Origin of the sequence: Pseudomonas furukawaii (assembly GCF_002355475.1) — a bacterium.
In the GTDB taxonomy this organism is placed as follows: domain Bacteria; phylum Pseudomonadota; class Gammaproteobacteria; order Pseudomonadales; family Pseudomonadaceae; genus Metapseudomonas; species Metapseudomonas furukawaii.
Genome location: NZ_AP014862.1, coordinates 2898437 through 2911521, shown reverse-complemented (window position 1 = coordinate 2911521; position 13085 = coordinate 2898437). Strand labels below are relative to the sequence as shown.

Annotated in this window: 15 protein-coding genes; 9 read left to right on the top strand and 6 right to left on the bottom strand. The window is 62.6% G+C overall.

Going from position 1 to position 13085, the window contains the following annotated elements; translation table 11 throughout:
- The first annotated feature begins 1 nt into the window (after position 1).
- Genes tusD through KF707C_RS13525 form a run of 5 tightly spaced genes read left to right on the top strand, consistent with a single transcriptional unit; the run spans position 2 to position 2366 of the window.
- A complete protein-coding gene (gene tusD, locus KF707C_RS13545) occupies positions 2-394 on the top strand; it encodes a sulfurtransferase complex subunit TusD (RefSeq protein WP_004421848.1) in 393 nt (130 codons plus the stop codon).
- A 1-nt stretch (position 395) separates the two neighbouring features.
- Positions 396-752 carry a sulfurtransferase complex subunit TusC gene (tusC, locus tag KF707C_RS13540; RefSeq protein WP_004421849.1) on the top strand — a complete coding sequence of 119 codons (357 nt, stop codon included), beginning with the start codon at positions 396-398 and terminating at the stop codon, positions 750-752.
- Complete coding sequence (gene tusB / locus KF707C_RS13535) at positions 752-1054, top strand: sulfurtransferase complex subunit TusB (protein ID WP_004421850.1); 303 nt, start codon at positions 752-754, stop codon at positions 1052-1054. Before tusC ends, tusB begins: the two co-directional genes overlap by 1 nt.
- Positions 1051-1386: a TusE/DsrC/DsvC family sulfur relay protein gene (locus tag KF707C_RS13530; protein WP_004421851.1), complete on the top strand. Its 336-nt coding sequence runs from the start codon at positions 1051-1053 to the stop codon at positions 1384-1386. Before tusB ends, KF707C_RS13530 begins: the two co-directional genes overlap by 4 nt.
- The gene (locus KF707C_RS13525) at positions 1383-2366 is read left to right on the top strand and encodes a glycosyl transferase family protein (protein ID WP_036993004.1); all 984 of its coding nucleotides are present in this window, start codon (positions 1383-1385) and stop codon (positions 2364-2366) included. The genes KF707C_RS13530 and KF707C_RS13525 overlap by 4 nt, the downstream gene beginning before the upstream one ends.
- Before the next feature lie 79 nt (positions 2367-2445).
- Here KF707C_RS13525 and cysG read toward each other — a convergent pair whose 3' ends face one another.
- From cysG to ftsK, 6 genes are all read right to left on the bottom strand, one after another.
- Positions 2446-3840, bottom strand: a complete 1395-nt coding sequence (gene cysG, locus KF707C_RS13520) for a siroheme synthase CysG (RefSeq protein ID WP_004421853.1) — start codon at positions 3838-3840, stop codon at positions 2446-2448.
- Between the two features lie 125 nt (positions 3841-3965).
- Positions 3966-5246 (bottom strand): serine--tRNA ligase, encoded by a 1281-nt coding sequence (serS, locus tag KF707C_RS13515; protein ID WP_004421854.1) that lies wholly within the window; start codon positions 5244-5246, stop codon positions 3966-3968.
- 16 nt (positions 5247-5262) lie between these two features.
- Complete coding sequence (gene crcB, locus KF707C_RS13510; protein WP_004421855.1) at positions 5263-5637, bottom strand: fluoride efflux transporter CrcB; 375 nt, start codon at positions 5635-5637, stop codon at positions 5263-5265.
- Positions 5634-6959, bottom strand: coding sequence for a replication-associated recombination protein A (locus KF707C_RS13505; protein WP_004421856.1), 1326 nt, complete (start codon positions 6957-6959; stop codon positions 5634-5636). The genes crcB and KF707C_RS13505 overlap by 4 nt, the downstream gene beginning before the upstream one ends.
- Positions 6960-6970: 11 nt before the next feature.
- Positions 6971-7597: an outer membrane lipoprotein chaperone LolA gene (gene lolA / locus KF707C_RS13500; protein ID WP_004421857.1), complete on the bottom strand. Its 627-nt coding sequence runs from the start codon at positions 7595-7597 to the stop codon at positions 6971-6973.
- A 33-nt stretch (positions 7598-7630) separates the two neighbouring features.
- Positions 7631-10039 carry a DNA translocase FtsK gene (gene ftsK / locus KF707C_RS13495; protein WP_004421858.1) on the bottom strand — a complete coding sequence of 803 codons (2409 nt, stop codon included), beginning with the start codon at positions 10037-10039 and terminating at the stop codon, positions 7631-7633.
- Positions 10040-10304: 265 nt separating this feature from the next.
- Between ftsK and trxB the strand changes: the two genes are divergently transcribed.
- From trxB to infA, 4 genes are all read left to right on the top strand, one after another.
- A complete protein-coding gene (gene trxB / locus KF707C_RS13490) occupies positions 10305-11255 on the top strand; it encodes a thioredoxin-disulfide reductase (protein ID WP_004421860.1) in 951 nt (316 codons plus the stop codon).
- A 39-nt stretch (positions 11256-11294) separates the two neighbouring features.
- Positions 11295-11975 carry a leucyl/phenylalanyl-tRNA--protein transferase gene (gene aat / locus KF707C_RS13485; RefSeq protein ID WP_004421861.1) on the top strand — a complete coding sequence of 227 codons (681 nt, stop codon included), beginning with the start codon at positions 11295-11297 and terminating at the stop codon, positions 11973-11975.
- A gap of 54 nt (positions 11976-12029) precedes the next feature.
- The gene (locus tag KF707C_RS13480; protein ID WP_036993006.1) at positions 12030-12737 is read left to right on the top strand and encodes an arginyltransferase; all 708 of its coding nucleotides are present in this window, start codon (positions 12030-12032) and stop codon (positions 12735-12737) included.
- A 102-nt stretch (positions 12738-12839) separates the two neighbouring features.
- On the top strand, positions 12840-13058 hold the full coding sequence (gene infA / locus KF707C_RS13475) for a translation initiation factor IF-1 (RefSeq protein WP_002553999.1): 219 nt from the start codon (positions 12840-12842) through the stop codon (positions 13056-13058).
- Positions 13059-13085: the final 27 nt, after the last annotated feature.

Genomic DNA, 13085 nt, shown 5'->3' with positions numbered 1-13085 from the left:
CATGAAATTCGCCATCGCCCTCTTCGCTCCGCCCCACGCCCCTGCGTCCCGGCGCGCCCTCCGCTTTGCCGAGGCGTGCCTTGCCGGTGGGCATGAAATCGTCAGGCTGTTCTTCTACCAGGACGGCGTATACAGCGCCTCGGCCAATGTCGTCCCGCCCCAGGACGAACCGAATATCTCCGCCGAGTGGAGTAACTTCGTCCGCCAGCACCAGCTCGACGGGGTCGTCTGCATCGCCGCCGCCTTGCGGCGTGGTGTCCTGAACCAGGAAGAAGCCCAGCGCTATGGTCGGCCGTCCGCCAATCTGGCGCTGGATTGGGAGCTATCCGGCCTTGGCCAATTGCACGAAGCGGCTCAAATGGCCGATCGCCTGGTCAGTTTTGGAGGCAACTGACATGAAATCCATGCTGATCATCAGCCGCCAGGCTCCCTGGTCCGGCCCTGCCGCCCGTGAAGCTCTGGATATCGCCCTGGCCGGCGGGGCTTTCGACCTGCCATTGGCCATGCTTTTTCTCGACGACGGCGTCTTCCAATTGCTTCCTACGCAGCGACCGGGGTCGCTCCAGCAGAAGGACCTCACCGCTAACCTCCAGGCCCTGCCGCTCTTTGGCGTCGAATCGCTCTATGCGTCCTCGCGCAGCTTGCAGGAACGCGGCCTGGACTCCAGCACACTCAACCTACCCGTAGATGTGCTGGACGACAGCGCCCTTACAGCCCTTATCGACCGCTATGACCAAGTGATCACCCTCTGATGGCCACCCTGCATATCCTTTCCCACTCGCCCTTCGCCGACAGCCGCCTGAGCAGTTGTCTGCGCCTGCTCGGCCCTCAGGATGGACTGCTGCTTACCGGCGACGCGACCTATGCGTTGCAAGCGGGTAACGTCGCGCGCCAGGCCCTGGAGCTCACACCAGACACTGTCGTCATGTTCGCGCTGACAGAGGATGTCGATGCTCGCAACCTGACGGACATACCGCAGCGCGTCCAGCCGCTGGACTACCCCGCCTTCGTTGAGCTCTGCTGCCACTTCGACAAGGTGAACAGCTGGCTATGAGCGAGATTCTGATCGAAGGCCGCAGCATCCCCTTGGACGAGGACGGTTACCTGCAACAACTGACTGACTGGAGTCCTGTCGTGGCCGAGGCGCTGGCCGCCCGCGAACAATTGGAGCTGCTGCCCGAACACTGGGAAATCCTCGAATTGCTCCGAGATTTCTACACCGAATTCCAGCTGTCGCCGGCAAACCGTCCGCTGGTGAAGTACGTCGCACAGAAACTGGGCCCGGACAAGGGCAACAGCCTGCATCTCAATCGCCTGTTCAAGGGCGCGCCGGCAAAGCTGGCCGCCAAGCTGGCGGGCCTGCCGAAGCCGACCAATTGCCTATGAACCTCGTGACTCCCTCGGAACACCCCTTCGCCCAATTCGTCCGAATTCTCGGCAAGGGCAAGCGTGGCGCACGCAACCTGACCCGCGAGGAGGCACGCCAAGCCATGGGCATGCTTCTCGATGGGCAGGTCGAAGAGACCCAGCTCGGGGCGTTCCTCATGCTGCTACGGCACAAGGAGGAAAACGCCGAAGAACTGGCCGGATTCACGGAGGCGTTCCGCGAACGCAATCAGGCCCCCGCGATCACCGTCGATCTGGACTGGCCGACTTATGCAGGCAAGAAACGCCATCTACCCTGGTACCTGCTGGCCGCGAAGGCCCTGGCAAACAGCGGCGTGCGCATCCTGCTTCACGGAGGCGGCGCCCACACTGCGGGCCGCCTCTACACTGAGCAGATGCTGGACCTGTTGGATATCCCACTCTGCCAGGACTGGGAGCGGGTTGCCGCTTCGCTCGACGCTCGCCAGCTGGCGTTCATTCCACTCGGTGCCTGGGCGCCCCAACTACAGCGCATGATCGACCTGCGCAATACCTTGGGTCTGCGCTCGCCCATTCACTCGCTGGCCCGCATCCTCAATCCCCTGGGCGCCCGCTGCGGGCTTCAGAGCATCTTTCACCCGGGTTACCAGTCGGTGCATCGGGAAGCCAGTCAGTTGCTGGGGGACCACACCATCGTCATCAAGGGAGAAGGCGGCGAAATCGAGGTGAACCCCGATGCCACGAGCCACCTCTATGGCACCACAGCGGGCGAAGCCTGGGATGAAGAGTGGCCGGCCCTTTCGGCACTCCGGCACGTTAAGCCGGAAAGCCTCGACGCGGGCCAGCTGGTCAGGGTCTGGCGCGGCGAGGCTCAGGACGACTATGGCCAACTTGCCATCGTCGCCACCATGGCCCTTGCCTTGCGTGGGCTCGGGATCGAGCGCGAGGAGGCCTTCGCTGAGGCTCGTCGGCGCTGGGACGCGCGCCAGGCATCGAACTGATCGGCAGCGGCTACCACGTGCATGCACAGCGCCATCGATCAGCGGGCCGAGACTGGCCGACAACGCCAACTAAAGCGACTCAAACGCTCGCTTGAGCCCCTTCGAACCAGGCCAGTTTGTCACGCAGAGTCACCACCTCGCCCACTATCACCAGGGTGGGCGCATGGACCTCATGCTCCGCCACCATTTGCGACAGGTTGGCCAGGGTCCCGGTGAATACCCGCTGGCTGCTGGTGGTGCCCTGCTGAACCAGTGCCGCAGGCGTATCGGCCGCACGTCCATGCCGGATCAGTTGCTCGCATATGAACGGGAGCCCTACCAATCCCATGTAGAACACGAGTGTCTGTCCGGGGGCGGTCAGGTCCCCCCAGGGCAGCTCACAGCTGCCATCCTTCAGATGTCCGGTGACGAAGCGCACCGACTGGGCATAGTCCCGATGCGTCAATGGAATACCGGCATAGGCGGAGCAGCCGGATGCGGCCGTGATGCCTGGGACCACCTGGAAGGGAATGCCATGGGCGGCCAGCTCTTCGATCTCCTCGCCACCGCGACCGAAGATGAAGGGGTCCCCGCCCTTCAGGCGCAGAACCCGCTTGCCGCCCTTGGCCAGCTCGATGAGCAGGCGATTGATCTCGTGCTGCGGCAAGGCATGATCCGCCCGGCGCTTACCCACATAGATGCGCTCAGCATCCCGGCGGCACAGTTCGATGATGGCGGGAGCCACCAGGCGGTCATAGAGCACCACATCGGCCTGCTGCATCAGGCGCAGGGCCCTGAAGGTCAGGAGATCGGGGTCGCCGGGCCCCGCTCCCACGAGGTACACCTCGCCCAGGGCCTTGGGGGCGCCACCCGCCACCCGCTCAGCCAGCAGCCGTTCGGCTTCACCCGCCTGCCCAGCAAGCATTCGCTCCGCGACCGGCCCCTGAAAGACCTCCTCCCAGAACACCCGGCGCTGTTGAACGTCCGGCAGCAGCGCCTTTACCTGGTGGCGGAACTTCTTCGCCAAACCGGCCAACTGGCCATAGGCCGCGGGTATCCAGGTCTCGATCTTGGCGCGGATCAGCCGTGCCAGCACGGGAGCCTCACCCGCGCTGGACACCGCGACGATCAACGGCGAGCGGTCGACGATGGCAGGGAAAATCACACTACAAAGCTTCGGCGCATCGACAACATTGACAGGAAGCCCCCTGGCTTGGGCATCGACCGATACTTGAGCATTCACAACTTCGTCATCACAGGCCGCGATCACCAGTTGGCAACCTTGCAGATCCTCCCCAGCATACCCACGCAGATGGGACTCTCCCCCGCTACGCTTGACCATCTCGAGCAACTGGGCATCGATCTCGGGCGCCACCACCCGTAGCCGGGCACCGGCGTCAGCCAGCAACCGAGACTTGCGCAACGCCACCTCGCCTCCGCCCACCACAAGCACCAGGCGCCCTTGAAGATTGTGGAACAGCGGGAGGAAATCCATAGCAGCGCCTTCTAGCAATTACGAAGTGAGATTGACAGCGTCAACGGCCACCGCCCGCGTGCAGCTGAACTGCGTCGCGGGCGGTGGACCTTCCCGAGCCCGGTCTGTGCGGGGCTCCAGCTCAATCAGCCGATGACGTCGAGGCCGCCCATATAGGGCTTCAGCACCTCGGGCACACGGATGCTGCCATCGGCCTGCTGGTAGTTTTCCAGCACCGCCACCAGGGTACGGCCCACGGCCAGACCGGAGCCGTTCAGGGTGTGAACCAGCTCGGGCTTGCCGGTTTCCGGATTACGGTAGCGAGCCTGCATGCGACGGGCCTGGAAATCGCCGCAGTTGGAGCAGGAGGAAATCTCGCGGAACTTGTCCTGGCTGGGCACCCAGACCTCGAGGTCGTAGGTCTTGGTAGCGGAAAAACCCATGTCGCCAGTGCACAGCGCCAGGACGCGATACGGCAGCTCCAGCAACTGGAGGACACGCTCAGCGTTGCCGGTCATGGCTTCGAGGGCCTCGAAGGATTTGGATGGCTCGACAATCTGCACCATCTCCACCTTGTCGAACTGGTGCTGGCGAATCATGCCGCGGGTATCGCGGCCGGATGCCCCGGCTTCGCTGCGGAAGCAGGGCGTGTGGGCGACGAACTTGATGGGCAGCTGCTTGGCGTCGACGATCTCGCCCGCCACGATGTTGGTCAGCGACACCTCGGCGGTGGGGATCAGGTAGAAATCCGCCTCGTTCTCACGGGAGATCTTGAACAGGTCTTCCTCGAACTTGGGTAGCTGGCCGGTGCCCTGCAGGGCCGGCGCCTGGACCAGATAGGGCGTGTAGGCCTCTTCGTAGCCGTGGTCGGTCACATGCAGGTTGATCATGAACTGGGCCAGTGCTCGGTGTAGCCTGGCGATGGGGCCGCGCAGCAGCGCGAAGCGCGCGCCGGAAAGCTTGGCGGCGGTCTCGAAGTCCAGCCAGCCGTGCTGTTCACCCAGCGCCACATGATCCTTGACCTCGAAGTCGAAGCGACGCGGAGTGCCCCAGCGGCGAACTTCCACATTGCCCTCTTCGTCCGCGCCCACCGGAACGGACTCGTGTGGCAGGTTCGGGATATTGAGCAGCAGGTTGTCCAACTCGGCCTGGATGCTTTCCAGTTCGCGCTTGCCCTCTTCCAGTTCAGTGCCCATGCGGTCGACGTCGGCCAGCAGCGGTGAAATGTCCTCACCACGCTGCTTGGCCTGGCCGATGGACTTGGAACGGGCGTTGCGTTCGGCCTGCAACTGTTCGGTGCGGGTCTGCACGGACTTGCGCTGGTTTTCCAGCGACTCCAGGCGCGCCACGTCCAATTCGAAGCCACGAGTGGCAAGGCGTTCCGCTATTTCCCGAGGTTGGGTGCGGACCAGTTTGGCGTCGAGCATGTCAGGTTCTCGTCTCTCAGATTTTCGTCAGTATCAGTCCTGCCCAGGTGGCGAGCAGGCCACCCAGCACGCTCAGCGACGCATAGCCAAGAGCCAGTGGCAATTGACCGCTTTCCAGCAGGCGCAGCGTGTCGAGGGAAAAGGATGAAAAGGTCGTCAGCCCGCCAAGGAAACCTACCACCAGGCCTGATCGCACCTCCACCGGAATATCGGGCCGAAGCAGGAACAAGCCATAGAGGTAGCCAATCAACAGGCAGCCAACGATGTTCACTGCAAGGGTACCGGCGTAGAAATGGCGTGGCCAGTAGGTGGCCACCAGATTGCCGGTGCCGAATCGCAACAGGGTTCCTGCTGCGCCTCCGATGGAAACGGAGAGAATCAATCCGATCATGACTTTCTCCGCTGCCAAGCGCTGTTGCGGTCCAGGTTGTCCAGGTGCTGCAACTTGTCACGGATCTTCAGTTCGAGACCGCGAGGTACGGGATCGTAGTAGCGTCGCGGCTCCATACCTTCGGGGAAGTAGTCCTCCCCAGCCGCATAGGCATCCGGCTCGTCGTGGGCATAGCGATACTCCTCGCCATAGCCCAGTTGCTTCATCAGTTTGGTCGGAGCATTGCGCAAGTGCAGTGGCACCTCGAGGGAGCCATTGGCGGCGGCATCGGCCATGGCCGCTTTGAAGGCCATGTATACGGCGTTGCTCTTGGGCGCACAGGCCAGATAAGTGATCGCCTGGGCCACGGCCAACTCACCCTCAGGACTACCCAGGCGCTCCTGCACATCCCAGGCTGCCAGGCACAAGCTCAACGCCCGGGGATCCGCGTTGCCGATATCCTCGCTGGCCATGCGCACCACACGGCGCGCCAGGTAGAGCGGGTCGCAGCCACCGTCCAGCATTCGCGCGAACCAGTAGAGCGCGGCGTCGGGGTCCGAGCCGCGCACCGATTTGTGCAAGGCGGAGATCTGGTCGTAGAAGGCCTCCCCCCCTTTATCGAATCGACGACGGCTGTCCCCCAGGAGGTTCTGCAGCAGGCCGGCACTGAGTTCGCCACCGTCTTCGGCGAGGTCCGCAGCGTTCTCCAGCAGGTTCAGCAGCCGTCGGCCGTCGCCATCGGCCGCCGACATCAGGATCGAGAAGCTCTCTTCCGGAAGGCTCAGGTTGCGTCTCCCCAACCCCTTGTCTTCGGTAAGCGCACGGTTTACCAACTTGCGCAGTGCGGACTCGTCCAGGCTTTTCAGAACGTAGACCCGAGCCCGGGAGAGCAGTGCGTTGTTCAGCTCGAACGACGGATTCTCGGTAGTAGCACCGATGAAGATCAGGGTCCCGTCCTCCACATAGGGGAGGAAGGCATCCTGCTGGGACTTGTTGAAGCGATGAACCTCATCGACGAAGAGGATGGTGCGCCGACCGTACTGCCCTGCCTGCTGCTTGGCCACTTCCACCGACTGGCGGATTTCCTTCACCCCGGACAACACGGCGGAAATGGTCTCGAAATGGGCGTCGGTCACCTGGGCCAGCAGCTTGGCCAGGGTGGTCTTGCCCACTCCCGGGGGCCCCCAGAAGATCATGGAGTGCAGTGCGCCCTGCTCCAGGGCTTCTCGCAGCGGCTTGCCAGGCGCCAGCAGGTGATCCTGCCCGACGTACTCATCGAGGCTGGCGGCACGAAGGCGCGCCGCCAGGGGCTGGGCGATGGGCTCGGAGCGGAAGAGGTCCATGGAAAGCGGGTTTATTCCTGGATGACGTCGGCGCCTTCAGGGATCTTGAAGCTGAACTGGGCGGCATCGATGGCCTGGTTCATCTTCACCCCGAGGAACAGGATATTAGTGCGCTGGCCAACACTGTCGATCAGCTGCATGTCATTGATCACGCCATTGCGGAAGGACAGGCGCAGCGTGTCGAACAGCGTGTCCTTGGCCTTCGGCTTGAGGATGAAGTCCACGACGTCCCCACCCTCCTTGTGAGTGATCTCGAAGTTCTCGGCGATCTTCGACACATCACCCGACAACAGGAGCGCAGGGGTATGGGTGAGGCGCTGATCCAAGGTTTGGATAGTGACCTGCTCCAGGTCCGGGTCATACAGCCAGACTTTCTGGCCATCGGACACCAGCAACTGCTCCATGGGGGCGTCAGTGTGCCAGCGGAAAAGTCCGGGACGCTTCAGGGAAAGCTCACCTGAAGTCTCCTGCAATTGAGTGCCGGATCCATCCAGGGTCAGCTGGGAGAAGCGTCCCGTGATGGTTTGGGCCTTGTTCAGCATTTCAGTCAGGCGGCCGACTGCCGCCTTGTCATCAGCCTGGGCCTGCAGGGCGGAGATGCCGAGCACCGCCACCAGAAGCATGCGGATCAGTCGCATGGAAATCCTCTTCAAGAATCCGTTTGGGATCAGTCAATCGCGTATCGGCGCGGGCGCGATCACCTCGCGCGAACCGTTACCGTTCATAGGGCTTACCACGCCGGCTATCTCCATCGCCTCGATCATGCGCGCGGCGCGGTTATAACCGATCTTCAGCTTGCGCTGCACCGCGGAGATAGAAGCACGACGACTCTCGGTGACAAAGCGGACAGCCTCGTCGTAAAGCGGATCGTCCTCGCTGCCTTCACTGCCACCCTCGCCACCGTCGAAACTGCCAGCCCCGCCTCCACCTTCTTCGACACCCGCGAGGATGTCTTCGATGTAATCCGGAGCGCCCCGCAGCTTCCAGGCTTCCACCACGCGATGCACCTCGTCGTCGGAGACGAAGGCGCCATGCACACGAATCGGCAGACCGGTGCCCGGAGGCAGGTAAAGCATGTCGCCGTGGCCCAACAGCTGCTCGGCGCCACCTTGATCGAGAATGGTACGCGAGTCGATCTTGCTGGAGACCTGGAAGGCCATTCGCGTCGGGATGTTGGCCTTGATCAGGCCGGTGATGACGTCCACCGAGGGCCGCTGGGTGGCCAGGATCAGGTGGATGCCGGCGGCCCGGGCCTTCTGGGCGATACGGGCGATCAGTTCTTCCACCTTCTTGCCGACGATCATCATCATGTCGGCGAACTCGTCCACCACCACCACGATCGTTGGCAGGCTCTTCAGCAAGGGTGCCTCGTCCTCCATGCTTTCGCGCCGGTAGAGCGGGTCGGTCAGCGGCGTACCAGCCTCCTCGGCATCCTTCACCTTGCGATTGAATCCCGCCAGGTTGCGCACACCCATGGCCGCCATCAGCTTGTAGCGTCGCTCCATCTCGGCAACGCTCCAGCGGAGGGCGTTGGCCGCCTCCTTCATATCGGTGACCACAGGGCAAAGTAGGTGCGGAATACCCTCGTAGATCGAAAGTTCCAGCATCTTCGGGTCGATCATGATCATCCGCGCCTGTTCCGGCGTGGACTTGAAGAGAATCGACAGGATCATCGCGTTCACGCCCACCGACTTACCAGAGCCCGTGGTACCCGCCACCAGCAGGTGGGGCATCTTCGCCAGGTCGGCGATGACGGGCCGTCCGCCGATGTCGTGGCCGAGCGCCAGAGTCACCGGAGACTTCGCATCGTCGTACTCGGAGGACGACAGCACCTCGGAGAAGCGCACGATCTGCCGGTCTTCGTTGGGAATCTCGATGCCCACGGTAGTCTTGCCGGGAATCACCTCGACCACACGCACACTGATTACCGCCAGGGAACGCGCCAAGTCCTTCGCCAGGTTGGAAATGCGACTAACCTTCACGCCTGCCGCAGGCTGAATCTCGAAGCGCGTGATGACGGGACCCGGGTGCACGGACTCCACCAGGACTTCGACGCCAAACTCTTTCAGTTTGATCTCAAGGAGGCGGGACATCGCCTCAAGCGACTCGGGAGAGAAGCTCTTCTGCTTCTTTTCGGCGGCATCCAGCAGGGAGATCGGCGGCAGCGTGCCTTCCACCGCGGTATCGATAAACAGAGGGGCCTGCTTCTCCTTCTGAACCCGTTTGCTCGGTTCGGCGGGCTTGGGCGGAGGCGGCGGCGCGATGGTGGGGGCCTGGCGCTTCTCGCGCTCGGTCATGTGCCGAGCCAGGGACTCTTCGCGTTCGATCAGGCGCTCCTTGGCCTTGGCCTGCTCGCGACGATCGGCCACGGCAGGCGCCACCACCTCGCTGACCCGGTCATCAACCTCGCGAAGCTTGGCGACCAGTTGCTTGCGTTCGACGCGGGCGGACCACCAACGATTGACGAGGCTTTGGATCAGCTCGAACAGGTCCAGCGTGATCTTGCCGGTCAGGTCCATGACCTTGAACCAGGACAGGTCGGTGAACACGGTGAGACCGAACAGGAACAGCGCGAAAAACAGCAGTGTGCTGCCTTGTACGTTCAGAGCGTTGACCGCCAGGTGGCTGAGGCTTTCCCCCAGGGCGCCACCGGCGGAGGCAGGCAATCCGGAGTGATCCTGAAAATGGATATCCGCGAGCGCGGCACCGGAGAGCACCAGGAAGACCAGGCCGATCAGGCGCCAGGAAAACAGCCAGCCGCTCCAGTCGATAGGCTCATGGCGATGACGAAAGACCTGCAAGGTCTTGATCGCCAGCAGCAAGGGGAAGACATAGGCGAAGTAACCCAGCGCCATGAACAGTATGTCGGCGAACCAGGCGCCCAGCCGACCCGCCGCGTTCTGCACCTGCTCGACGTCGCTATTGTGGGTCCAGCCGGGGTCCGAGGAGTCATAGGTGAGCAGCGCCATCCACAGATAGAGACAGACGGCGCCCAGCGCGATCAACGCACCTTCCTTGAGGCGATAATGCAATTGCTGGCGCCAGACAGGTGTCTGGGCTCTGGTCGTGGAATTCTTCAAAACGCGTCTATTCCTGCGCCCCGGGGCGCGTTCAAGAGTCGGTCACGGGTCAATCGCCGCAAGGCGTTGTGCCATCACGGCTACAGCCCATTCTGAACGCTGCCATTGTACGGATTTGGCTGCGCGATGCACGCGGGAACAGTTTGTCACCGCAGCGTTTTGGCGACGTCTTGCGCTTCGTGTAGCATAGCCGCCAATCAATTTGCGTCATGCTCAATTGGAGCATGCATTTTCTTTTGTGACAAAGACTTATGGAGCCTTTTTTATGAACGAAGTCAAGCATTCCCAATTGATCGTCCTGGGCTCCGGCCCAGCGGGTTACACCGCCGCCGTCTATGCCGCACGCGCCAACCTCAAACCTGTGGTCATCACTGGTATCCAGCCCGGCGGCCAGCTCACGACCACCACCGAAGTCGACAACTGGCCTGGCGACGTCGAGGGCCTCACCGGCCCCGCCTTGATGGAGCGCATGCAGAAACACGCCGAGCGTTTCGACACCGAGATCGTCTACGACCACATCCACACTGCGGAACTGAACCAGCGCCCCTTCATCCTGAAGGGTGACAGCGGCACCTACAGCTGCGACGCCCTGATCATCGCCACCGGCGCATCGGCCCAATACCTGGGCCTGCCCTCCGAGGAAGCCTTCGCCGGCAAGGGCGTCTCAGCCTGCGCCACCTGCGATGGCTTCTTCTATCGCAACCAGGTGGTTTGCGTGGTGGGCGGCGGCAACACTGCCGTGGAAGAGGCGCTCTACCTGGCCAACATCGCCAAGGAAGTGCACCTGATCCACCGCCGCGACAAGCTGCGCTCCGAGAAGATCCTGCAGGACAAGCTGTTCGACAAGGCCGAGAACGGCAATATTCGCCTGCACTGGAATCACACCCTGGACGAGGTCCTGGGCGACAATACCGGCGTGACAGGCGTACGCCTGAAGAACACCCAGGACGGCAGTACCCGTGAACTGCCACTGGCGGGCGTCTTCATCGCCATCGGCCACAAGCCCAACACCGACCTGTTCCAGGGGCAACTGGAAATGCGCGACGGTTACCTGATCGTGAAAGGCGGCCTCGACGGCAACGCCACCGCCACCAGCATTCCGGGGGTATTTGCCGCCGGCGACGTGGCCGACCACGTCTATCGGCAGGCCATCACGTCGGCCGGCTCCGGCTGCATGGCCGCGCTGGACGCCGAAAAATTCCTCGACGACAACTGACAGGTCCGGGCGGCCCCGCGGGTCCGCCCTCCCCTCCCCATGCTCAGCTGGCTGCAACGCGACTCCCTGGATTTTCCGCCTCTCGGGCGCGCCCTTCGCGAGCCCAACGGATTGCTAGCCGCTGGAGGCGACCTTTCCCCTGAGCGGCTTATCCGGGCCTATCGTCACGGCTGCTTTCCCTGGTACCAGGATGGCCAGCCGATCCTGTGGTGGTCACCTGACCCCCGCACCGTACTCCCGCCCCAGGAAATCCACATTTCCCGCAGCCTCGCCAAACTCCTGCGTCAGGCACGCTTCCGCGTGACCTTCGACCAAGCGTTCGCGGACGTGATTCAAGGCTGCGCCGGCCCGCGCAACTACACCGATGGCACTTGGATCACCTCACCGATGCAGGCCGCGTACATCGAGTTGCACGAGCGCGGCGTCGCTCACTCCGTGGAAGTCTGGAAAGATGACGAACTGGTCGGCGGCCTCTATGGCCTGGCCATCGGCCGGATATTCTTCGGCGAGTCCATGTTCAGTCGTGCAGACAATGCGTCCAAGGTAGGCTTCGCCACGCTGGTCAGGCACCTGCATGACTGGGGCTTCGTCCTGATCGACTGCCAGATGCCCACCCAGCACCTGCAGAGTTTTGGGGCCCGCCCCATCAGCCGGGAAAAATTCGCCCGCTACCTGCAGCTTTATCTCGACCAGCCGACTGTCGCTGACTGGATCGCCTAGGCGAGTCTCGCAGCCTGACATACACTTGCCGAAGGGTTGTCCCGGGGGTTGATCATGACCGAGCTGGCTCGTCTCAAGTTTTATGCCACTCAGCCGCATCCATGCAGCTACCTGCCCGAGGAGCAGGCCACCACCCTGTTCCTCGACCCCAGCCAGCCCATGGACGTGGATGTCTATGCCGAACTGTCGGAGATGGGCTTTCGGCGCAGCGGAGACCATCTCTATCGACCCCATTGCCAACGTTGCAACGCCTGCGTTCCAGCACGAATCCCTGCCGACCAGTTCATCCCGAACCGCCAGCAGAAACGCATCCTGAAGCGCAACGCAGACTTGACGGTATTCCCTGTTCGCCCCGCATTCACCGAAGAGTACTACGCACTCTATGTACGCTACATCGAGCAACGGCACTCAGACGGCGATATGTACCCACCCAGCCGAGACCAGTTCTCGACCTTCCTGGTGCGCGACCTGCCGTTCTCCCGCTTCTACGAGTTCCGCCTCCATGGCGCACTCAAGGCAGTGGCCGTGACCGACCTCCTCCCCAACGGCCTGTCGGCCGTCTACACCTTCTACGACCCGGACGAGGAGCGGCGCAGCCTGGGTCGCTATGCGATTCTCTGGCAGATAGGCGAAACGGCGCGCCTCGGCCTCGGCGCCGTCTACCTCGGTTACTGGATCAAGAACTGCAGAAAGATGAACTACAAGACCCAGTACCGCCCGATCGAGCTGTTCGTCAACCAGCGCTGGGTGACGCTCAGTTGACAGCCCCTTGGCGAGAAGGGCTGTTTTCGGGCACAATGCACGCCGTTTTTGCCCGCCGCGCACTGCGGCAGGCCCACCTTTGAATACCGAGGGCTTTACTGCATGTCGAAAGAAGACAGCTTCGAAATGGAAGGCACTGTCGTCGACACCCTGCCCAACACCATGTTCCGTGTGGAGTTGGAAAATGGGCACGTCGTCACCGCGCACATTTCCGGCAAGATGCGCAAGAACTACATCCGCATCCTCACCGGCGACAAGGTACGCGTTGAGCTGACCCCCTACGATCTGAGCAAGGGCCGCATCACCTACCGCGCCCGCTGATCGAAAAGGTCATTAAAAAGCCCGGCA